Here is a 21,732-nt window from a genome sequence, read left to right on the forward strand (position 1 = left end):
AGGCCAAACAAGCAGGTGACCAAGCTGGGGAACGCTGATGGCTTACTCATACACTGAGAAAAAACGTATCCGCAAGGACTTTAGCAAGTTGCCGGACGTCATGGATGTGCCTTATCTCCTGGCTATCCAGTTGGATTCCTATCGCGAATTCCTGCAGGCCGGTGTGAGCAAGGACAAGCTCCGCGACGTTGGCTTGCATGCAGCCTTCAAGTCCGTTTTCCCGATCATCAGCTATTCCGGCAATGCTGCCCTGGAATACGTTGGCTACCGTCTGGGCGAGCCGGCCTTCGACGTCAAGGAGTGCGTGCTGCGTGGTGTGACCTTCGCCGTACCGCTTCGCGTGAAGGTTCGCCTGATCATTTTCGACAAGGAGTCCTCGAACAAGGCGATCAAGGACATCAAGGAGCAGGAGGTCTACATGGGGGAAATCCCCCTGATGACCGAGAACGGCACCTTCATCGTCAACGGTACCGAGCGCGTGATCGTTTCCCAGCTGCACCGCTCCCCGGGTGTGTTCTTCGACCACGACCGCGGCAAGACCCACAGCTCCGGCAAACTGCTGTATTCCGCACGGATCATTCCCTACCGTGGCTCCTGGCTCGACTTCGAGTTCGATCCGAAGGATGCCGTGTTCGTCCGTATCGACCGCCGCCGCAAACTGCCGGCTTCGGTGCTACTGCGGGCACTGGGCTACTCCACCGAGGAAGTGCTGGACATTTTCTATGACACCAACGTATTCCACGTGACGGAGCAGGGGCTCAGCCTGGAACTGGTGCCCCAGCGCCTGCGTGGCGAGATCGCTGTCTTCGACATCAAGGATGCCTCCGGCAAGGTCATCGTCGAACAGGGACGGCGCATCACCGCCCGTCATATCAACCAACTGGAAAAGGCCGGCATCAAGGAGCTGGACGTTCCGCTGGAATACGTCCTCGGGCGGACTTCGGCCAAGGTCATCGTGCACCCCTCCACCGGCGAAATCATCGCCGAGTGCAACAGCGAACTGACCCAGGACCTGTTGGTGAAGATCGCCAAGGCTCAGGTGGTGCGCATCGAAACCCTCTACACCAACGACATCGACTGCGGTCCGTTCATTTCCGACACGCTGAAGATCGACTCGACCACCAATCAACTGGAAGCCTTGGTCGAGATCTATCGCATGATGCGTCCGGGCGAGCCGCCGACCAAGGATGCCGCCGAGACCCTGTTCAACAACCTGTTCTTCAGTGCCGAGCGTTACGACCTGTCTGCTGTCGGCCGCATGAAGTTCAACCGCCGTATCGGTCGCGAGGAGATCGAGGGGGCTGGGGTGCTGAGCCGCGAGGATATCGTCGACGTGCTCAAGACCCTGGTGGACATCCGCAACGGCAAGGGTATCGTCGATGACATCGACCACCTGGGTAACCGTCGTGTGCGCTGCGTCGGCGAAATGGCCGAGAACCAGTTCCGCGTCGGCCTGGTCCGCGTCGAGCGCGCTGTCAAGGAGCGCCTGTCGATGGCGGAGAGCGAGGGCCTGATGCCCCAGGACCTGATCAATGCCAAGCCGGTGGCTGCCGCGGTCAAGGAGTTTTTCGGCTCCAGCCAGCTGTCGCAGTTCATGGACCAGAACAACCCGCTCTCCGAGATCACCCACAAGCGTCGTGTTTCCGCGCTCGGTCCGGGTGGTCTGACTCGCGAACGCGCGGGCTTCGAGGTGCGCGACGTACACCCGACCCACTACGGCCGCGTGTGTCCGATCGAAACCCCTGAAGGTCCGAACATCGGCCTGATCAACTCGCTGGCCGCCTATGCCCGTACCAACCAGTACGGCTTCCTGGAAAGCCCGTACCGGGTGGTCAAGGAAGGGCAGGTGACCGACGAGATCGTGTTCCTTTCCGCCATCGAGGAAGCCGATCACGTGATCGCCCAGGCTTCGGCGACGCTGGACGAGAACGGGCGGCTGATCGACGAACTGGTGGCTGTCCGGCACCTGAACGAATTCACCGTCAAGGCACCCGAAGACGTCACCTTGATGGATGTGTCGCCGCGCCAGGTGGTATCCGTCGCCGCCTCGCTGATTCCCTTCCTCGAACACGACGACGCCAACCGCGCGCTCATGGGTTCCAACATGCAGCGTCAGGCCGTGCCGACCCTGCGCGCCGACAAGCCGCTGGTCGGTACCGGCATGGAGCGCAACGTGGCGCGCGACTCGGGCGTCTGCGTGGTGGCTCGGCGTGGCGGGGTGATCGATTCGGTCGATGCCAGCCGCATCGTGGTGCGGGTCAACAACGACGAGGTCGAGACCGGCGAAGCCGGCGTGGACATCTACAACCTGACCAAGTACACCCGTTCCAACCAGAACACTTGCATCAACCAGCGTCCGCTGGTCAGCAAGGGCGATCAGGTGGCGCGCGGCGACATCATGGCCGACGGCCCGTCCACCGACATGGGCGAACTGGCCCTCGGGCAGAACATGCGCGTGGCCTTCATGCCTTGGAACGGCTTCAACTTCGAGGACTCCATCTGCCTGTCCGAGCGGGTGGTGCAGGAAGACCGCTTCACCACCATCCATATCCAGGAACTGACCTGCGTGGCCCGCGACACCAAGCTCGGCCCGGAGGAAATCACCGCGGATATCCCGAACGTCGGCGAGGCCGCGCTGAACAAGCTGGACGAGGCGGGTATCGTCTATGTCGGTGCCGAGGTCATGGCGGGCGACATCCTGGTCGGCAAGGTCACGCCGAAGGGCGAGACTCAGCTGACCCCGGAAGAGAAGCTGCTGCGTGCGATCTTCGGCGAGAAGGCCAGCGACGTGAAGGACACCTCCCTGCGCGTACCCACCGGTACCAAGGGCACCGTCATCGACGTCCAGGTGTTCACCCGCGATGGCGTCGAGCGCGATTCGCGTGCCTTGGCCATCGAGAGGATGCAACTGGACGAAATCCGCAAGGACCTCAACGAGGAGTTCCGTATCGTCGAGGGGGCGACCTTCGAGCGTCTGCGGGCCGCTCTGGTCGGTGCCGTATGCGAGGGCGGGGCGGGCCTGAAGAAGGGCACCGAGATCGACGACGGAATCCTCGACGGACTCGAGCGTGGCCAGTGGTTCAAGCTGCGCATGGCCGACGACGCGCTCAACGAGCAGTTGGAAAAGGCCCAGGCCTATCTGGCCGACCGCCGGCAACTGCTCGACGACAAGTTCGAGGACAAGAAGCGCAAGCTGCAGCAGGGCGACGACCTGGCACCGGGCGTGCTGAAGATCGTCAAGGTCTATCTGGCCATCAAGCGCCGTATCCAGCCTGGCGACAAAATGGCCGGCCGCCACGGCAACAAGGGTGTGGTATCGGTGATCATGCCGGTCGAGGACATGCCCTACGATGCCAACGGCACCCCCGTGGACATCGTTCTCAACCCGCTGGGCGTGCCGTCGCGGATGAACGTCGGACAGATCCTCGAGACCCACCTGGGGCTGGCCGCCAAGGGGCTGGGTGAGAAGATCAACCGGATGCTCGAGGAGCAGCGCAAGGTTGCCGAACTGCGCCAGTTCCTCGGCGAGGTGTACAACGAGATCGGCGGGCGCCAGAAGGAGGATCTGGACTCTCTGAGCGATTCCGAGATTCTCGACCTGGCGAGCAACCTGCGCGGCGGCGTGCCGATGGCCACGCCGGTGTTCGACGGTGCCAGGGAAACCGAAATCAAGGCCATGCTGAAACTGGCCGACCTGCCGGAAAGCGGTCAGATGCGCCTGTTCGACGGCCGGACCGGCAACCAGTTCGAGCGCCCGACCACCGTCGGCTACATGTACATGCTCAAGCTGAACCACCTGGTCGACGACAAGATGCACGCGCGTTCCACCGGTTCCTACAGCCTGGTTACCCAGCAGCCGCTGGGCGGCAAGGCGCAGTTCGGCGGTCAGCGTTTCGGGGAGATGGAGGTCTGGGCGCTGGAAGCCTACGGTGCCGCCTACACCCTGCAGGAAATGCTCACCGTGAAATCGGACGACGTGAACGGGCGGACCAAGATGTACAAGAACATCGTGGATGGCGATCACCGGATGGAGGCCGGCATGCCCGAGTCCTTCAACGTGCTGATCAAGGAAATCCGCTCGCTCGGCATCGACATCGAACTGGAAACCGAATAACCACGCACCGCTCGCGCGGTGCCCGGCGCGGGCCGGACACCGCCGGTTCGTGAGGAGGAAAGGCTTTGAAAGACCTGCTGAATCTCTTGAAAAACCAGGGTCAACTCGAAGAGTTCGATGCCATCCGTATCGGTCTGGCTTCGCCCGAGATGATCCGTTCCTGGTCCTTCGGCGAAGTGAAAAAGCCGGAGACCATCAACTACCGTACCTTCAAGCCGGAACGCGATGGCCTGTTCTGCGCCAAGATCTTCGGGCCGGTGAAGGACTACGAGTGTCTGTGCGGCAAGTACAAGCGACTGAAGCATCGCGGCGTGATCTGCGAGAAGTGCGGGGTGGAAGTCGCTCTGGCCAAGGTGCGCCGCGAGCGCATGGCGCATATCGAGCTGGCTTCTCCGGTCGCTCATATCTGGTTCCTCAAGTCGCTGCCGTCGCGCATCGGCCTGCTGTTGGACATGACTCTGCGCGATATCGAGCGTGTGCTCTATTTCGAGAGCTATGTGGTGATCGATCCGGGCATGACCACCCTGGAGAAAGGTCAGTTGCTCAACGACGAGCAATATTTCGAGGCCCTCGAGGAGTTCGGTGACGACTTCGATGCGCGCATGGGCGCCGAGGCGGTCCGCGAGCTGCTCAACCAGATCGACCTGGAGCACGAGATCGGCCGCCTGCGCGAGGAAATCCCGCAGACCAACTCGGAAACCAAGATCAAGAAGCTGTCCAAGCGCCTGAAGCTGATGGAGGCCTTCCAGGGCTCCGGCAACCTGCCGGAGTGGATGGTGCTGACCGTGTTGCCGGTGCTGCCGCCGGATCTGCGTCCGCTGGTACCGCTGGACGGTGGCCGCTTCGCGACCTCCGACCTGAACGATCTGTACCGCCGGGTGATCAACCGCAACAACCGCCTGAAGCGCCTGCTCGACCTGGCCGCACCGGACATCATCGTGCGCAACGAGAAGCGCATGCTGCAGGAGGCGGTTGACGCCCTGCTGGACAACGGTCGCCGTGGCCGGGCCATTACCGGCTCCAACAAGCGCCCGCTGAAGTCCCTGGCCGACATGATCAAGGGCAAGCAGGGTCGTTTCCGTCAGAACCTGCTGGGCAAGCGCGTCGACTATTCCGGCCGTTCGGTGATCACCGTGGGGCCGACCCTGCGCCTGCACCAGTGCGGTCTGCCGAAGAAGATGGCATTGGAACTGTTCAAGCCGTTCATTTTCGGCAAGTTGGAAACCCGCGGCATGGCCACCACCATCAAGGCGGCCAAGAAGATGGTCGAGCGCGAGTTGCCCGAGGTCTGGGACGTGCTCGCCGAGGTCATCCGCGAACATCCCGTGCTGCTCAACCGCGCGCCGACCCTGCACCGCCTGGGTATCCAGGCGTTCGAGCCGGTGCTCATCGAGGGCAAGGCGATCCAGTTGCACCCGCTGGTCTGTGCCGCCTACAACGCCGACTTCGACGGCGACCAGATGGCCGTGCACGTGCCGCTGACCCTTGAGGCCCAGCTCGAGGCGCGCGCACTGATGATGTCGACCAACAACATCCTCTCGCCCGCCAACGGCGAGCCGATCATCGTGCCGTCGCAGGACGTGGTGCTGGGTCTGTACTACATGACCCGCGAGGCGGTGAACGCCAGGGGCGAGGGGCGCGTCTTCGCCGACCTGCAGGAGGTCGACCGGGTGTTCCGGGGCGGCGAGGCGTCGCTGCACGCCCGCGTGAAGGTGCGGATCAACGAGACGGTCAGGCAGAAGGACGGCAGCCTGGTCCACAACACCCGCATCGTCGACACCACCGTCGGCCGTGCGCTGCTGTTCCAGGTCGTACCGGCCGGCTTGTCGTTCGACGTCGTCAACCAGCCGATGAAGAAGAAGGCGATCTCCAAGCTGATCAACCACTGCTATCGCACCGTGGGTCTGAAGGACACCGTCATCTTCGCCGACCAGCTGATGTATACCGGTTTCGCCTTCTCGACCCTGTCGGGGGTTTCCATCGGAGTGAACGACTTCGTCATTCCGACGGAAAAGGCGCGCATCATCGAAGGCGCCACCGAGGAAGTGAAAGAGATCGAGAGCCAGTACGCCACCGGCCTGGTGACCCAGGGCGAGAAGTACAACAAGGTGATCGACCTGTGGTCGAAGGCCAACGACGAAGTGTCCAAGGCGATGATGGCCAACCTCTCGAAGGAGAAGGTCATCGACCGCCAGGGCAACGAGGTCGAGCAGGAGTCGTTCAACTCCATGTACATGATGGCGGACTCCGGAGCGCGGGGTTCCGCGGCGCAGATCCGCCAGTTGGCCGGCATGCGCGGCCTGATGGCCAAGCCCGACGGCTCGATCATCGAGACGCCGATCACCGCGAATTTCCGCGAGGGCCTGAACGTACTGCAGTACTTCATCTCCACCCACGGCGCCCGCAAGGGCCTGGCGGATACCGCGCTGAAGACCGCGAACTCCGGTTACCTCACCCGTCGCCTGGTGGATGTGGCCCAGGACCTGGTGGTGACCGAGATCGATTGCGGTACCGAACAGGGGCTGCTGATGACTCCGCACATCGAGGGCGGCGACGTGGTCGAGCCGCTCGGCGAGCGGGTGCTTGGCCGGGTCATTGCCAGAGATGTGTTCCGGCCCGGTGGCGACGAGGTCATAGTGCCGGCCGGAACCCTGATCGACGAGAAGTGGGTCGAGTTCATCGAGATGAACAGCATCGACGAGGTGGTCGTGCGTTCGCCGATCACCTGCGAGACCCGTTACGGCATTTGCGCCAAGTGCTATGGCCGCGATCTGGCGCGCGGGCATCAGGTGAACATCGGCGAGGCGGTGGGCGTGATCGCTGCGCAGTCCATCGGTGAGCCGGGCACCCAGTTGACCATGCGGACCTTCCACATCGGTGGTGCGGCCAGCCGGACCTCGGCCGTGGACAATGTCCAGGTGAAGAACGGCGGCAACATCCGCCTGCACAACCTGAAATATGTCGAGCGGAGCGATGGTGCGCTGGTCGCCGTGTCCCGTTCCGGCGAACTGGCCGTGGCCGACGATTTCGGTCGCGAGCGCGAGCGCTACAAGCTGCCGTACGGTGCGGTGATCTCGGTGAAGGAGGGCGACAAGGTCAGCCCGGGGGCCATCGTTGCCAAGTGGGACCCGCACACTCACCCGATCGTGACCGAGATGAAGGGTACCGTGACCTTCGTCGGCATGGAGGAGGGGATCACCATCAAGCGCCAGACCGACGAACTGACCGGTCTGACCAACATCGAGGTGATCGATCCGAAGGACCGTCCGGCTGCCGGCAAGGACATCCGTCCAGCGGTCAAGCTGGTCGATGCCAGCGGCAAGGAACTGTTGCTGCCGGGTACCGACGTGCCGGCCCAGTATTTCCTGCCGGCCAACGCCCTGGTCGGCGTGGCCGACGGTGCCGAAGTGGGAGTGGGCGATGTGATCGCCCGTATTCCTCAGGAAACTTCGAAGACCCGCGACATCACCGGTGGTCTGCCGCGCGTTGCCGACCTGTTCGAGGCGCGCCGTCCGAAGGAGCCGTCGATCCTGGCGGAGGTCAGCGGTACCATCAGTTTCGGCAAGGAAACCAAGGGCAAGCGCCGTCTGGTCATCACGCCGAACGATGGCAGCGAGGCGTACGAGGAACTGATCCCGAAGTGGCGCCACCTCAACGTCTTCGAGGGCGAACAGGTGAACCGTGGCGAGGTGATCTCCGATGGTCCGAGCAATCCGCATGACATTCTGCGTCTGCTGGGTGTCAGCGCTCTGGCCAAGTACATCGTCAACGAGATCCAGGATGTCTATCGCCTGCAGGGTGTGAAGATCAACGACAAGCACATCGAGACCATTCTCCGTCAGATGCTGCGCAAGGTGGAGATCACCGAGGCGGGAGACTCGAGCTTCATCAAGGGCGATCAGGTGGAACTGACCCAGGTGCTCGAGGAGAACGAGCAACTGGCGACCGAGGATCGTTTCTCGGCGAAGTACGAGCGCATCCTTCTGGGTATCACCAAGGCATCGCTTTCGACCGAGTCGTTCATTTCCGCCGCTTCCTTCCAGGAAACCACCCGTGTGCTCACCGAGGCCGCGGTCACCGGCAAGCGTGACTACTTGCGTGGCCTGAAGGAAAACGTCGTGGTGGGGCGGCTGATCCCGGCCGGTACCGGCCTGGCCTATCACAGCGAGCGCCGGCGCAAGCGCGACGCCGAGAAGCCGGTACGGGTGAGTGCGGAAGAGGTCGAGGCAGCGCTGACCGAAGCCCTGAACACCAGCGGCAACTGACGGATATGGCCCGGCGTCCTGCCGGGCCTTGCCTTGACTGGGTTTCGGAGTCTCTTTAGACTTACGGACCCTAAATTTGGCAGGGCGGACCGCTCTGCCATTTTGTTTATGTCGAAAGACAACAGTGGAGCTAGTAGATGGCAACTATCAACCAGCTGGTGCGCCAGCCGCGCAAGCGCCTCGTCGAGAAAAGCGACGTGCCTGCGCTGCAGAACTGCCCCCAGCGCCGTGGTGTGTGCACCCGTGTGTACACCACCACGCCGAAGAAACCGAACTCCGCACTGCGTAAGGTGTGCCGTGTTCGTCTGACCAATGGCTACGAAGTCACTTCCTATATCGGCGGTGAAGGCCACAACCTGCAAGAGCACAGCGTCGTGCTGATCCGCGGTGGTCGCGTCAAGGACCTTCCGGGTGTGCGCTATCACACCGTGCGCGGCTCGCTGGATACCTCCGGCGTGAAAGACCGCAAGCAGGGCCGTTCCAAGTACGGCGCCAAGCGTCCCAAGTAATTCGAACTTTTCATTTGTCGAGTCGATAAGAGTAAGGTCGGGCGTGGTCGAGTGGCTACCGTTCCGAGCTAACCTGAAGACCGTTTGAGGGCTTATCAATGCCAAGACGTCGTGTAGCAGCCAAGCGCGAGATTCTGGACGATCCGAAGTACGGAAGCCAAATTCTGGCCAAGTTCATGAACCATGTGATGGAAAGCGGTAAGAAGGCGGTTGCCGAGCGCATCGTTTACGGCGCGCTGGATACCGTCAAGTCGCGCAAGAACAGCGACCCCCTGGAAATCTTCGAAAAAGCACTCGATGCCATCGCTCCGCTGGTCGAAGTGAAGTCCCGCCGTGTAGGCGGTGCTACTTATCAGGTTCCGGTCGAGGTTCGTCCGTCCCGTCGCAATGCGCTGGCCATGCGTTGGCTGGTGGACTCCGCACGCAAGCGTGGTGAAAAGTCCATGGCCCTGCGTCTTGCTGGCGAACTGCTCGATGCCTCCGAAGGCAAGGGCGCTGCTGTGAAGAAGCGTGAGGACGTGCATCGCATGGCCGAGGCGAACAAGGCGTTCTCGCACTATCGTTTCTGATATTCAGCCTCAATCTACGAGGACCTAATTGTGGCCCGTACAACCCCTATCAATCGCTACCGTAACATCGGTATCTGTGCCCACGTGGATGCAGGCAAGACGACGACTACGGAGCGGATCCTGTTCTACACAGGCGTCAACCACAAGATGGGTGAGGTGCATGATGGCGCCGCCACCATGGACTGGATGGTGCAGGAGCAGGAGCGTGGCATCACCATTACCTCCGCTGCCACCACCGCCTTCTGGCAGGGCTCGACCAAGCAGTACGACAAGTATCGTGTGAATATCATCGATACCCCTGGTCACGTGGACTTCACCATCGAAGTGGAGCGTTCGCTGCGGGTGCTGGATGGTGCCGTGGTGGTGTTCTGCGGTACCTCCGGCGTCGAGCCGCAGTCCGAAACCGTATGGCGCCAGGCCAACAAATACGGTGTCCCGCGCATCGTCTATGTGAACAAGATGGACCGTGCCGGCGCCAACTTCCTGCGCGTCGTCGAGCAGATCAAGAAGCGCCTGGGACATACCCCGGTTCCGGTCCAGTTGGCGATCGGTGCCGAGGACAACTTCCAGGGCCAGATCGACCTGCTGAAGATGAAGGCGATCTATTGGAACGAGGACGACCAGGGCACGAGTTACCGCGAGGAAGAGATTCCTGCGGAGCTGCAGGATCTGGCCGACGAGTATCGCTCGAACATGGTCGAGGCCGCCGCGGAGGCCAATGAAGAGCTGATGAACAAGTACCTGGAGGATGGCGAGCTTTCCGTCGAGGAAATCAAGCTTGGCCTGCGCCTGCGTACTCTGGCCTGCGAGATCGTTCCGGCAGTCTGCGGTTCTTCGTTCAAGAACAAGGGTGTGCCGCTGGTTCTCGACGCCGTGATCGATTTCCTGCCGGCTCCGGACGATGTTCCTGCGATCAAGGGTGTCAACCCGGACCACGAGGAGATCGAGGACGAGCGCCATGCCAGCGACGACGAGCCGTTCTCGGCCCTGGCGTTCAAGATCGCGACCGATCCCTTCGTCGGTACCCTGACTTTCGCGCGTGTCTATTCCGGCGTGCTGAGTTCGGGCGACTCCGTTCTGAACTCGGTGAAGGGTAAGAAGGAGCGCGTGGGTCGGATGGTGCAGATGCACGCCAATACCCGCGAGGAAATCAAGGAAGTGCGCGCCGGCGATATCGCCGCCCTGATCGGCATGAAGGATGTCATCACGGGGGACACCCTGTGCTCCATCGAGAAGCCGATCATCCTGGAGCGTATGGATTTCCCCGAGCCGGTGATTCACGTTGCCGTCGAGCCGAAGACCAAGGCCGACCAGGAAAAGATGGGTATCGCCCTTGGCAAGCTGGCCCAGGAAGACCCGTCTTTCCGTGTCAAGACCGACGAAGAGTCCGGTCAGACCATCATCGGTGGCATGGGTGAGCTGCACCTCGACATCATCGTCGACCGCATGAGGCGTGAGTTCGGCGTCGAGGCCAACATCGGCAAGCCGCAGGTGGCCTACCGCGAAGCGATCCGCAACAAGTGCGAGATCGAAGGCAAGTTCGTGCGCCAGTCCGGCGGTCGCGGTCAGTTCGGCCACTGCTGGATTCGCTTCGAGCCGGCCGAGGAAGGCGTCGAAGGGCTGGTGTTCGCCAGTGAAGTGGTGGGTGGCGTGGTGCCGAAGGAATACATCCCGGCGATTCAGAAAGGCGTCGAGGAGCAGATGCAGAATGGCGTAGTCGCCGGCTATCCGCTCATCAGTCTGAAGGCGACCGTGTTCGATGGTTCCTACCATGACGTCGACTCCAACGAAATGGCGTTCAAGATCGCGGCTTCCATGGCGACCAAGCAGTTGGCACAGAAAGGTGGTGCCGTGCTGCTGGAACCGATCATGAAGGTCGAGGTGGTGACTCCGGAGGAGTACATGGGTGACGTGATGGGTGACCTGAACCGTCGGCGTGGTCTGATCCAGGGGATGGAGGATAGCGTTTCCGGCAAGGTCATCCGTGCCGAAGTCCCGCTGGGCGAGATGTTTGGTTACGCTACTGATGTACGTTCGATGTCCCAGGGACGCGCCAGCTACTCCATGGAATTCTCGAAGTACGCCGAAGCTCCGGCCAACATCGCCGAAGCTGTCGTCAAAAAACAAGGTTGATTCAGCCCTTTAAGTAAGAGGTTTACTGTCGTGGCTAAGGAAAAATTCGAACGTAACAAACCGCACGTCAACGTTGGCACCATCGGTCACGTGGACCATGGCAAGACCACTCTGACGGCCGCTCTGACCAAGGTTTGTGCCGAGACCTGGGGTGGCGCCGCTCGTGCCTTCGATCAGATCGACAACGCTCCGGAAGAAAAGGCGCGCGGTATCACCATCAACACCTCGCACGTTGAATACGACTCCGCGACCCGTCACTACGCGCACGTCGACTGTCCCGGTCACGCCGACTACGTGAAGAACATGATCACCGGCGCCGCCCAGATGGACGGCGCGATCCTGGTCTGCTCGGCCGCCGACGGCCCCATGCCGCAGACCCGCGAGCACATCCTGCTGTCCCGCCAGGTAGGCGTTCCCTACATCGTCGTGTTCCTGAACAAGGCCGACATGGTCGACGACGCCGAGCTGCTGGAACTGGTCGAGATGGAAGTGCGTGATCTGCTGTCCACCTACGACTTCCCGGGCGACGACACCCCGATCATCACCGGCTCTGCCCTGATGGCGCTGGAAGGCAAGGACGACAACGGCATCGGCGTCTCCGCCGTGCGCAAGCTGGTGGAAACCCTGGACTCCTATATTCCGGAGCCGGTGCGTGCCGTCGATCAGCCGTTCCTGATGCCGATCGAGGACGTGTTCTCGATCTCCGGCCGCGGCACCGTGGTGACCGGTCGCGTCGAGCGCGGCATCGTCAAGGTCGGCGAGGAAGTGGAAATCGTCGGTATCCGTCCGACCACCAAGACCACCTGCACCGGCGTGGAAATGTTCCGCAAGCTGCTCGACGAAGGGCGTGCCGGCGAGAACATCGGCGCCCTGCTGCGCGGCACCAAGCGTGAGGACGTGGAGCGCGGCCAGGTTCTGGCCAAGCCGGGCACCATCAAGCCGCACACCAAGTTCGAAGCCGAAGTGTATGTGCTGTCCAAGGAAGAAGGTGGTCGTCACACCCCGTTCTTCAAGGGCTACCGCCCGCAGTTCTACTTCCGTACCACCGACGTGACCGGTAACGTCGAGCTGCCGGAAGGCGTCGAGATGGTGATGCCGGGTGACAACATCAAGATGACCGTCACCCTGATCGCTCCGATCGCCATGGAAGACGGTCTGCGTTTCGCCATTCGCGAAGGCGGTCGTACCGTCGGCGCCGGTGTGGTGGCCAAGATCATCGAGTAATCGATGGGATGGTAGAAAAAGCCCCTTTTGGGGCTTTTTCTATTGCTGATCATTTTGTTTGACACCCCAGGGGGGCATCCGTACAATTGCGCCTCCTTTTATCGGGCGTATTCCGCTCGGTAGGGTGGCAACTTCGAGTCTGAGGTCAAAATGCAAAACCAACAAATCCGTATTCGGTTGAAGGCTTTTGACCATCGCCTGATTGATCAATCTACCCAGGAAATCGTGGAAACCGCGAAACGTACTGGTGCTCAGGTGCGTGGTCCGATTCCTCTGCCTACCCGTAAAGAGCGGTATACCGTTCTGATTTCGCCGCACGTCAACAAGGATGCGCGTGATCAGTACGAAATTCGTACCCACAAGCGTGTGCTGGATATTGTTCAGCCGACCGACAAGACCGTCGACGCGCTGATGAAGCTCGATCTGGCGGCTGGCGTGGAAGTGCAGATCAGCCTCGGCTAAGACCATTCAGGTCTTGGTCGTGTAACGCTCTGAAATGGGCGGCCATAGCGGGTGAAAGCCCCGTACACTCAAGAGGTTCAAGAAATGACTATTGGTGTAATCGGTCGTAAGTGCGGTATGACCCGCATTTTCACCGAAGAGGGTGTCTCCGTTCCGGTTACGGTCATCGAGATCGAGCCGAACCGTGTGACCCAGTTCAAGAATGCAGAGAGCGACGGCTATCTGGCGGTGCAGGTCACCGTCGGCGAGCGTCGGGCTTCGCGTGTGACCAAGGCGCAGGCTGGTCACTTCGCCAAGGCAAATGTCGCTGCCGGTCGTGGGGTCTGGGAGTTCCGCCTCGAAGAGGGCGAGTACCAGTCCGGCGACCAGATCACTGTCGAGATTTTCCAGGCCGGGCAGCTGGTGGACGTCACCGGCCAGTCCAAGGGTAAAGGCTACGCCGGCACCATCAAACGCTGGAATTTCCGCGGTCAGGACAATACCCACGGCAACTCCGTTTCCCACCGTGTTCCGGGCTCCATCGGCCAGTGCCAGACTCCTGGCCGTGTGTTCAAGGGCAAGAAAATGTCCGGTCATTTGGGCGCCGAGCGCGTGACCGTGCAGTCCCTGGAAGTGGTTCGTGTCGACTCCGAGCGCAATCTGCTGCTGGTCAAGGGTGCCATTCCCGGCGCTACCGGTGGCGATGTGATCGTGCGTCCGGCGGCCAAGGCTCGCGGTTAAGAGGGGAAGCTGAGATGCAATTGAATGTGAATGGCGCTCAGGCGATCGAAGTCTCCGAGCGCACCTTTGGCGGCGAGTTCAACGAGACCCTCGTGCACCAGGCAGTCGTCGCCTATCTGGCCGGTGGCCGTCAGGGCAGCAAGCAGCAGAAGAACCGCTCCGATGTCAGTGGTGGCGGCAAGCGCCCCTGGCGCCAGAAGGGTACTGGCCGTGCGCGCGCCGGTACTAGCCGTGGTCCGCTCTGGCGTGGCGGTGGCGTGACCTTCGCCGCCCGCCCGCAAAACCACGATCAGAAGCTCAACAAGAAGATGTACCGCGCCGCTCTGCGCTCGATCCTGAGCGAGCTCGTGCGTCAGGAGCGTCTGGTCGTCGTCGAAGATTTCGCCGTGGATGCTCCCAAGACCAAGAGCCTAGTGAGCAAGCTGGGCGGTCTGGGCCTGAGCGACGTGCTGATCGTCTCCGATGCTGTGGATCAGAACCTGTATCTGGCCGCCCGTAACTTGCCGCACGTCGATGTTCGCGATGTCCTGGGGTCCGATCCGGTCAGCCTGATCGCCTATGACAAGGTGCTGATCACCGTGCCGGCCGTGAAGAAATTCGAGGAGCTGCTGGGATGAACCAGGAACGCGTATTCAAAGTACTGCTTGGTCCGCACATCTCCGAGAAGGCCACCGTGCTGGCGGAAAGCAAGAAGCAGTTCGTTTTCAAGGTTGCCACCGATGCAACCAAGCTGGAAATCAAGAAGGCCGTCGAGGCCTTGTTCGACGTGAAGGTCGCTAATGTCACCACCCTGAATGTCCAGGGCAAGACCAAGCGTACCGTTCGCGGTCTGGGCAAGCGCAACGACTGGAAGAAGGCATATGTCGCTCTTCAGCCTGGCCAAGATCTCGATTTCGCCAGCAGCGCTGAGTAAAGGGGTGCATCATGGCAATCGTTAAATGCAAGCCGACTTCCGCTGGCCGCCGTTTCGTGGTCAAGGTGGTCAACCAGGAGCTGCACAAGGGTGCCCCTTACGCGCCGCTGCTGGAGAAGAAGTCCAAGTCCGGTGGTCGTAACAACAACGGCCGCATCACTACCCGTCATATCGGTGGTGGTCACAAGCAGCACTATCGCCTGGTCGATTTTCGTCGCAACAAGGACGGCATTCCTGCCACCGTCGAGCGCATCGAGTACGACCCGAACCGTACCGCACACATTGCGTTGCTGAAGTACGCCGACGGCGAGCGTCGCTATATCATCGCACCGAAAGGTGTCGTGGCCGGTGACCAGTTGATTTCCGGAGTGAACGCGCCGATCAAGGCCGGCAACACGCTACCGCTGCGCAACATTCCGGTCGGCTCCACCATTCACGGTGTCGAGCTGAAGCCGGGCAAGGGAGCGCAGATCGCTCGTTCCGCTGGTGCCTCCGCGCAACTGGTCGCACGCGAAGGGGCCTATGTGACCCTGCGTCTGCGTTCCGGCGAGATGCGCAAGGTCCTGGCTGATTGCCGCGCGACTCTGGGCGAGGTTTCCAACTCCGAGCACAGCCTGCGTTCTCTGGGCAAGGCCGGCGCCAAACGCTGGCGCGGTGTTCGCCCGACCGTTCGCGGTGTGGCGATGAACCCGGTCGACCACCCGCATGGTGGTGGTGAAGGTCGTACCTCGGGTGGTCGTCATCCGGTGTCGCCGTGGGGCTTCCCGACCAAGGGTGCGAAGACCCGGTCGAACAAGCGCACCGACAACATGATCGTCCGCCGCCGTAAGTAACTAGAGGGATACGACTGTGCCGCGTTCTCTGAAAAAAGGTCCTTTCATCGATCTTCACCTGTTGAAGAAGGTCGAAGTGGCGGTGGAAAAGAACGATCGCAAACCGGTCAAGACTTGGTCGCGTCGTTCGATGATCCTGCCGCAGATGGTCGGTCTGACCATTGCTGTGCATAACGGCCGTCAACATGTCCCGGTGCTCATCAGCGAGGATATGGTCGGTCATAAACTGGGCGAGTTTGCCGCTACCCGTACCTATCGTGGTCATGCGGCAGATAAAAAGGCCAAGCGTTGAGGGGTAAGGAAAGATGGAAGTAGCCGCTAAGCTGTCGGGCGCTCGAATCTCCGCCCAGAAAGCCCGCTTGGTCGCCGACCAGATCCGCGGGAAGAAGGTGGGCGATGCGCTCAACCTGCTGGCTTTCAGCAGCAAGAAAGCCGCCGAGATCATGAAGAAAGTGCTGGAGTCGGCCGTTGCCAACGCCGAGCACAACGAGGGCGCAGACGTGGACGACCTGAAGGTCTCCACCGTTTTCGTCAACGAGGGGCGTTCGCTTAAGCGCATCATGCCGCGTGCCAAGGGCCGTGCTGATCGCATCGTCAAGCGGTCTTGCCATATCACTGTCAAGGTTGCGGACAAGTAACGGAGTCGATCAGATGGGTCAGAAAGTACATCCCGTAGGCATTCGCCTGGGAATCGTCAAGGAGCACACCTCGGTTTGGTATGCCGACCGCAAGAATTACGCGGACTATTTGTATGCCGACCTGAAGGTGCGTGAGTATCTCCAAGACAAACTAAAAAGCGCGTCCGTGAGCCGCATCGATATCGCTCGTCCGGCTCAAACCGCACGCATCACCATCCACACCGCGCGTCCCGGTATCGTGATCGGCAAGAAGGGTGAGGATGTCGAGAAGCTGCGTCAGGACCTGACCAAGCAAATGGGTGTGCCGGTGCACATCAACATCGAAGAGATCCGCAAGCCGGAACTCGACAGTATGCTGGTTGCTCAGAGCGTGGCCCAGCAGCTTGAGCGTCGCGTGATGTTCCGTCGCGCCATGAAGCGTGCGGTACAGAACGCCATGCGCATTGGTGCCAAGGGCATCAAGATCCAGGTGAGTGGTCGTCTGGGCGGTGCCGAAATCGCCCGTACCGAATGGTACCGCGAAGGCCGTGTGCCGCTGCACACCCTGCGCGCGGATATCGATTACGCCACCTACGAAGCGCACACCACCTACGGTGTGATCGGCGTCAAGGTTTGGATCTTCAAGGGCGAGGTCATCGGTGGCCAGCACGAAGAGCTCAAGCCGCAAGCGCCTGCGCCTCGCAAAAAAGCTGCTAAGTAAGAGGAGTACGCAACATGTTGCAACCCAAGCGTACAAAATTCCGCAAGCAGATGACCGGCCACAACCGCGGCCTGGCTCACCGTGGTAGCAAGGTCAGCTTCGGCGAGTTCGCCCTGAAGTCCGTGAGCCGCGGTCGTCTCACCGCCCGCCAGATCGAGGCTGCGCGTCGCGCCTTGACCCGTCACGTCAAGCGTGGCGGCAAGATCTGGATCCGCGTATTCCCCGACAAGCCGGTTACCAAGAAGCCTCTCGAAGTTCGTATGGGTAAGGGCAAGGGGAACGTCGAGTACTGGGTTGCCCAGATTCAGCCGGGCAAGGTGCTCTACGAAATCGAGGGTGTTTCCGAAGAGCTGGCGCGCGAGGCTTTCGCCCTGGCAGCAGCCAAGCTGCCGCTCGCCACCACTTTTGTTAAGCGGACGGTGATGTGATGAAAGCGAGTGAACTTCGTGAAAAAACAGCTGAGCAGTTGAACGAGCAATTGCTCGGCCTGCTGCGCGACCAGTTCAATCTGCGCATGCAGAAGGCGACTGGCCAACTGGGGCAGACTCACCTGCTCTCGCAAGTGAAGCGCGACATCGCTCGCGTCAAGACTGTGCTCAACCAGCAGGCAGGTAAGTGATCATGGCTGAAGCTCAGAAAACCGTTCGCACGCTGACCGGCCGTGTCGTAAGCGACAAAATGGACAAGACCATCACCGTCCTGATCGAGCGCCGCGTGAAGCACCCGATCTACGGTAAATACGTGAAGCGTTCGACCAAGCTGCACGCTCACGACGAAACCAACCAGTGCCGTATCGGCGACACGGTCACCATTCGCGAGACCCGTCCGCTGGCCAAGACCAAGTCCTGGATGCTGGTGGAAGTCGTCGAGCGCGCGGTGGAAGTCTAAGAGACTAAGGGTCGGAGAAAGTTATGATTCAGACTCAATCCATGCTCGATGTGGCCGACAACAGTGGTGCTCGCCGCGTCATGTGCATCAAGGTACTGGGTGGCTCGCACCGCCGTTACGCCGGCATCGGCGACATCATCAAGGTTACCGTGAAGGAAGCGATTCCGCGCGGCAAGGTCAAGAAGGGCCAGGTCATGACCGCTGTCGTGGTTCGCACCCGGCACGGCGTGCGTCGCCCCGATGGCTCCATCATTCGCTTCGACGGTAATGCGGCCGTCCTGCTCAACAACAAGCAGGAGCCGATCGGCACCCGCATCTTCGGGCCGGTCACTCGTGAGCTTCGTTCCGAGAAGTTCATGAAGATCGTCTCGCTTGCCCCTGAAGTGCTGTAAGGAGAAGCCGTCATGCAAAAGATTCGTCGTGACGACGAGATCATCGTCATCGCCGGCAAAGACAAGGGCAAGCGTGGCAAGGTGCTCAAGGTTCTCGCTGACGACCGTCTGGTCGTCAGCGGCGTCAACCTGATCAAGCGCCACAGCAAGCCGAACCCCATGCTTGGCGTCCAAGGCGGTATCGTCGAGAAGGAGGCGCCGCTGCACGTCTCCAACGTGGCCATCTTCAACGCCGAAACCAGCAAGGCTGATCGCGTTGGTTTCAAGATCGAAGACGGCAAGAAAATTCGTATCTTCAAGTCGACCCAAAAGCCGGTTGATGCTTGAGCACTGCTAGGTAGATAACCATGGCACGACTAAAAGAGATTTATCGGAACGAGATCGCGCCCAAGCTGAAGAACGAGCTTCAGCTGGTCAACGTGATGGAGGTTCCGCGCATCACCAAAATCACTCTGAACATGGGGCTTGGCGAGGCGGTTGGTGACAAGAAGGTCATCGAGAACGCTGTTGCCGATCTGGAGAAGATCACCGGCCAGAAACCCGTGGTCACCTATGCCCGCAAGTCCATCGCAGGTTTCAAGATCCGCGAAGGCTGGCCGATCGGCGTCAAGGTGACCCTGCGCCGTGATCGTATGTACGAGTTCCTGGATCGTCTGCTTTCCATCTCCCTGCCGCGGGTACGCGACTTCCGTGGCCTGAATGCCAAGTCCTTCGATGGGCGTGGCAACTACAGCATGGGTGTGAAGGAGCAGATCATCTTCCCGGAAATCGATTACGACAAGATCGATGCCTTGCGTGGTCTGGATATCACTCTGACCACCACTGCCCGTACCGATGACGAGGGTCGTGCCCTGTTGCGCGCCTTCAACTTCCCGTTCCGCAACTGATTGGAGTAGGAAATGGCCAAACAGAGCATGAAAAACCGCGAGCTGAAGCGTCAGCAGACGGTTGCCAAGTACGCCAAGAAGCGTGCCGAGCTGAAAGCTATCATCGCCAACCCGAACTCCACTCCGGAGCAGCGTTGGGAAGCCCAGATCGCCCTGCAGAAGCAGCCCCGCGATGCCAGCGCCTCGCGCCTGCGTAATCGCTGCCGCCTGACCGGTCGTCCCCATGGGGTCTACCGCAAGTTCGGTCTGGCGCGCAACATGCTGCGCCAGGCAGCCATGCGTGGTGATGTGCCGGGTCTGGTCAAGGCCAGCTGGTAAGCACGCCCCTAGGCTCTCGAATTCATCGTCGAGCCTGGATCATCGAATCAAGCCCCTTATGGGGCTTGATTCTTTTATGGTCAGCCTCTAGGATGCTCGGCTCTCCTGACTCTTGATTTTCATCCGTCAAAGTCCGGAGCTCGGGCCGCAAGGCTTTCTTTCTGTATCAGGAGCAATTAGCCCATGAGTATGCAGGACCCGTTAGCGGACATGCTAACTCGTATCCGTAATGCCCAGATGGCTGAGAAGACCGTCGTGAGTATGCCGTCTTCCAAGCTGAAGGTGGCAGTGGCCAATGTTCTCAAGAACGAAGGTTACATTTCGGATTACCAAGTCAGTAGCGATGCCAAGCCGCTGCTGTCCATTGAGCTCAAGTATTTCGAAGGCCGTCCGGTCATCGAGGAGCTCAAGCGCGTGAGCCGTCCCGGCCTGCGCCAGTACAAGTCTGTCGATCAACTGCCGAAAGTTCGTGGCGGTCTGGGCGTTTCGATCGTCTCCACCAACAAGGGTGTGATGACTGATCGTGCGGCTCGTGCTGCCGGTGTTGGCGGCGAAGTGCTCTGCACTGTGTTCTAAGGGGGGAACAGCATGTCTCGCGTTGCTAAGAACCCCGTCAAGCTGCCCGCTGGCGTAGAGGTCAAGCTGGCTGGTCAGCAGCTTTCGGTGAAGGGGGCGAAAGGCTCTCTCGAATTGAATGTGCATCCCTCGGTCGAGGTCGTTCAGGAGGCTGGCGAGCTGCGTTTTGCTGCCCGTAATGGCGATCAGCAGAACAGAGCCATGGCCGGCACCACCCGTGCACTTGTCAACAACATGGTGATTGGCGTCAGCCAGGGCTTCGAGCGCAAGCTGCAGCTGGTCGGCGTTGGTTACAAAGCGCAGGCCAAGGGGCAAGTCCTGTCCCTGGCGCTTGGTTTCTCCCATCCGGTGGATTATCAGTTGCCGCAGGGCATCACTGCGGAAACTCCCAGCCAGACCGATATCCTGATCAAGGGGATCGACAAGCAACTGGTTGGCCAGGTGGCAGCCGAGATTCGCGATTTCCGTCGTCCCGAGCCGTACAAAGGCAAAGGGGTGCGGTATTCCGACGAAGTGGTCCATCGCAAAGAAGCCAAGAAAAAGTAGGGCATAGCAAATGAGCGTAAAGAAAGAAACTCGTCTGCGTCGCGCTCGCAAGACACGCCTGAAAATGCGCGAGCTGGAGGTTGTACGCCTTTGCGTGCACCGTTCCTCCCAGCACATCTACGCCCAGGTCATCACGGCCGACGGCGGCAAGGTTCTGGCTTCTGCCTCGACCTTGGACAAAGAACTGCGCGGCGCTGCTACCGGCAACGTCGAGGCGGCCAAGAAGGTCGGTCTGCTGGTGGCTGAGCGAGCGAAGGCTGCTGGCGTAACCCAGGTGGCATTCGATCGTTCTGGCTTCAAGTACCACGGCCGTGTCAAGGCACTGGCCGATGCTGCTCGTGAAGGCGGGCTGGAGTTCTAAGTTATGGCAAATAACGAGCAAAAGCGCGACGAGGGTTACATCGAAAAGCTGGTCCAAGTCAATCGCGTTGCCAAGACCGTCAAGGGTGGTCGCATCTTTACCTTTACCGCGCTGACGGTCGTTGGCGACGGCAAAGGGCGTGTCGGCTTCGGCCGCGGCAAGTCCCGCGAGGTCCCTGCTGCTATCCAGAAGGCCATGGAGGCTGCTCGCCGCAACATGATCCAGGTCGATCTCAGCGGCACCACTCTGCAGTATCCGGTCAAGTCCGCCCATGGCGCTTCCCGTGTTTACATGCAGCCGGCCAGCGAGGGTACCGGAATCATCGCCGGTGGTGCCATGCGTGCCGTCCTCGAGGTCGCAGGCGTACAGAACGTTCTGGCCAAGTGCTACGGCTCGACCAATCCGGTAAACGTGGTTTATGCCACTTTCAAAGGACTGAAGGAAATGCAGTCCCCGGAATCCGTAGCGGCCAAGCGTGGCAAGAGCGTCGAGGAGATTCTCTGATCATGGCAACCGTCAAAGTCACTCTGGTCAAGAGCCTGATCGGTCGACTGGCCAACCACAAGGCCTGCGTCAAGGGCCTGGGTCTGCGTCGCATCGGTCACACCGTCGAGGTTCAGGATACTCCCGAAAACCGCGGGATGATCAACAAGGCCCATTACTTGCTGCGTGTGGAGGGTTAAT

At 60.7% G+C, this 21,732-nt stretch carries 26 protein-coding genes; all 26 read left to right on the forward strand.

Annotated features, from left to right (window positions below):
* Window positions 1-37 precede the first annotated feature (37 nt).
* The 26 genes from rpoB (at window position 38) to rpmD (ending at window position 21,731) form a co-directional block, all read left to right on the forward strand.
* On the forward strand, window positions 38-4,114 hold the full coding sequence (rpoB, locus tag AVCA_RS02850; RefSeq protein WP_012699296.1) for a DNA-directed RNA polymerase subunit beta: 4,077 nt from the start codon (window positions 38-40) through the stop codon (window positions 4,112-4,114).
* 65 nt (window positions 4,115-4,179) lie between these two features.
* A complete protein-coding gene (gene rpoC, locus AVCA_RS02855; protein ID WP_012699297.1) occupies window positions 4,180-8,379 on the forward strand; it encodes a DNA-directed RNA polymerase subunit beta' in 4,200 nt (1,399 codons plus the stop codon).
* 137 nt (window positions 8,380-8,516) lie between these two features.
* Window positions 8,517-8,888: a 30S ribosomal protein S12 gene (gene rpsL, locus AVCA_RS02860; RefSeq protein ID WP_012699298.1), complete on the forward strand. Its 372-nt coding sequence runs from the start codon at window positions 8,517-8,519 to the stop codon at window positions 8,886-8,888.
* 98 nt (window positions 8,889-8,986) lie between these two features.
* Window positions 8,987-9,457 carry a 30S ribosomal protein S7 gene (gene rpsG / locus AVCA_RS02865; protein WP_012699299.1) on the forward strand — a complete coding sequence of 157 codons (471 nt, stop codon included), beginning with the start codon at window positions 8,987-8,989 and terminating at the stop codon, window positions 9,455-9,457.
* 30 nt (window positions 9,458-9,487) lie between these two features.
* On the forward strand, window positions 9,488-11,590 hold the full coding sequence (gene fusA / locus AVCA_RS02870; RefSeq protein ID WP_041806888.1) for an elongation factor G: 2,103 nt from the start codon (window positions 9,488-9,490) through the stop codon (window positions 11,588-11,590).
* A gap of 30 nt (window positions 11,591-11,620) precedes the next feature.
* Window positions 11,621-12,814, forward strand: a complete 1,194-nt coding sequence (tuf, locus tag AVCA_RS02875) for an elongation factor Tu (RefSeq protein WP_012699289.1) — start codon at window positions 11,621-11,623, stop codon at window positions 12,812-12,814.
* Between the two features lie 150 nt (window positions 12,815-12,964).
* Window positions 12,965-13,276: a 30S ribosomal protein S10 gene (gene rpsJ, locus AVCA_RS02880; protein ID WP_003243886.1), complete on the forward strand. Its 312-nt coding sequence runs from the start codon at window positions 12,965-12,967 to the stop codon at window positions 13,274-13,276.
* A gap of 84 nt (window positions 13,277-13,360) precedes the next feature.
* On the forward strand, window positions 13,361-13,996 hold the full coding sequence (rplC, locus tag AVCA_RS02885; protein WP_041806890.1) for a 50S ribosomal protein L3: 636 nt from the start codon (window positions 13,361-13,363) through the stop codon (window positions 13,994-13,996).
* A gap of 14 nt (window positions 13,997-14,010) precedes the next feature.
* Window positions 14,011-14,613, forward strand: a complete 603-nt coding sequence (rplD, locus tag AVCA_RS02890) for a 50S ribosomal protein L4 (RefSeq protein WP_012699303.1) — start codon at window positions 14,011-14,013, stop codon at window positions 14,611-14,613.
* Window positions 14,610-14,909, forward strand: coding sequence for a 50S ribosomal protein L23 (rplW, locus tag AVCA_RS02895; RefSeq protein WP_012699304.1), 300 nt, complete (start codon window positions 14,610-14,612; stop codon window positions 14,907-14,909). Before rplD ends, rplW begins: the two co-directional genes overlap by 4 nt.
* An 11-nt stretch (window positions 14,910-14,920) precedes the next feature.
* Complete coding sequence (gene rplB, locus AVCA_RS02900) at window positions 14,921-15,742, forward strand: 50S ribosomal protein L2 (RefSeq protein ID WP_012699305.1); 822 nt, start codon at window positions 14,921-14,923, stop codon at window positions 15,740-15,742.
* A 16-nt stretch (window positions 15,743-15,758) separates the two neighbouring features.
* Window positions 15,759-16,034 carry a 30S ribosomal protein S19 gene (gene rpsS, locus AVCA_RS02905; protein WP_012699306.1) on the forward strand — a complete coding sequence of 92 codons (276 nt, stop codon included), beginning with the start codon at window positions 15,759-15,761 and terminating at the stop codon, window positions 16,032-16,034.
* Between the two features lie 13 nt (window positions 16,035-16,047).
* Entirely contained in the window at window positions 16,048-16,380 is a 333-nt protein-coding gene (gene rplV, locus AVCA_RS02910; RefSeq protein WP_003304070.1) for a 50S ribosomal protein L22, read from the forward strand.
* Between the two features lie 13 nt (window positions 16,381-16,393).
* On the forward strand, window positions 16,394-17,080 hold the full coding sequence (gene rpsC, locus AVCA_RS02915; protein ID WP_012699308.1) for a 30S ribosomal protein S3: 687 nt from the start codon (window positions 16,394-16,396) through the stop codon (window positions 17,078-17,080).
* 14 nt (window positions 17,081-17,094) lie between these two features.
* Window positions 17,095-17,508, forward strand: a complete 414-nt coding sequence (rplP, locus tag AVCA_RS02920) for a 50S ribosomal protein L16 (protein ID WP_012699309.1) — start codon at window positions 17,095-17,097, stop codon at window positions 17,506-17,508.
* Window positions 17,508-17,699, forward strand: a complete 192-nt coding sequence (rpmC, locus tag AVCA_RS02925; protein WP_012699310.1) for a 50S ribosomal protein L29 — start codon at window positions 17,508-17,510, stop codon at window positions 17,697-17,699. Before rplP ends, rpmC begins: the two co-directional genes overlap by 1 nt.
* A 2-nt stretch (window positions 17,700-17,701) precedes the next feature.
* Complete coding sequence (gene rpsQ / locus AVCA_RS02930; RefSeq protein ID WP_012699311.1) at window positions 17,702-17,968, forward strand: 30S ribosomal protein S17; 267 nt, start codon at window positions 17,702-17,704, stop codon at window positions 17,966-17,968.
* A gap of 23 nt (window positions 17,969-17,991) precedes the next feature.
* Window positions 17,992-18,360, forward strand: a complete 369-nt coding sequence (gene rplN / locus AVCA_RS02935) for a 50S ribosomal protein L14 (protein WP_003289207.1) — start codon at window positions 17,992-17,994, stop codon at window positions 18,358-18,360.
* Between the two features lie 12 nt (window positions 18,361-18,372).
* Window positions 18,373-18,687, forward strand: a complete 315-nt coding sequence (rplX, locus tag AVCA_RS02940) for a 50S ribosomal protein L24 (RefSeq protein ID WP_012699313.1) — start codon at window positions 18,373-18,375, stop codon at window positions 18,685-18,687.
* 20 nt (window positions 18,688-18,707) lie between these two features.
* Window positions 18,708-19,247, forward strand: coding sequence for a 50S ribosomal protein L5 (rplE, locus tag AVCA_RS02945; protein ID WP_012699314.1), 540 nt, complete (start codon window positions 18,708-18,710; stop codon window positions 19,245-19,247).
* Window positions 19,248-19,259: 12 nt separating this feature from the next.
* Window positions 19,260-19,565: a 30S ribosomal protein S14 gene (gene rpsN / locus AVCA_RS02950; protein WP_012699315.1), complete on the forward strand. Its 306-nt coding sequence runs from the start codon at window positions 19,260-19,262 to the stop codon at window positions 19,563-19,565.
* 183 nt (window positions 19,566-19,748) lie between these two features.
* Window positions 19,749-20,141 carry a 30S ribosomal protein S8 gene (gene rpsH / locus AVCA_RS02955; protein ID WP_041806892.1) on the forward strand — a complete coding sequence of 131 codons (393 nt, stop codon included), beginning with the start codon at window positions 19,749-19,751 and terminating at the stop codon, window positions 20,139-20,141.
* A gap of 12 nt (window positions 20,142-20,153) precedes the next feature.
* A complete protein-coding gene (gene rplF, locus AVCA_RS02960; protein WP_041806894.1) occupies window positions 20,154-20,687 on the forward strand; it encodes a 50S ribosomal protein L6 in 534 nt (177 codons plus the stop codon).
* A gap of 10 nt (window positions 20,688-20,697) precedes the next feature.
* Window positions 20,698-21,048: a 50S ribosomal protein L18 gene (gene rplR, locus AVCA_RS02965; protein WP_012699318.1), complete on the forward strand. Its 351-nt coding sequence runs from the start codon at window positions 20,698-20,700 to the stop codon at window positions 21,046-21,048.
* 3 nt (window positions 21,049-21,051) lie between these two features.
* A complete protein-coding gene (gene rpsE, locus AVCA_RS02970) occupies window positions 21,052-21,552 on the forward strand; it encodes a 30S ribosomal protein S5 (RefSeq protein ID WP_012699319.1) in 501 nt (166 codons plus the stop codon).
* Between the two features lie 2 nt (window positions 21,553-21,554).
* Window positions 21,555-21,731 carry a 50S ribosomal protein L30 gene (gene rpmD / locus AVCA_RS02975; protein ID WP_012699320.1) on the forward strand — a complete coding sequence of 59 codons (177 nt, stop codon included), beginning with the start codon at window positions 21,555-21,557 and terminating at the stop codon, window positions 21,729-21,731.
* The last annotated feature ends 1 nt before the right edge of the window (window position 21,732 follow it).

Origin of the sequence: Azotobacter vinelandii CA (assembly GCF_000380335.1) — a bacterium.
In the GTDB taxonomy this organism is placed as follows: domain Bacteria; phylum Pseudomonadota; class Gammaproteobacteria; order Pseudomonadales; family Pseudomonadaceae; genus Azotobacter; species Azotobacter vinelandii.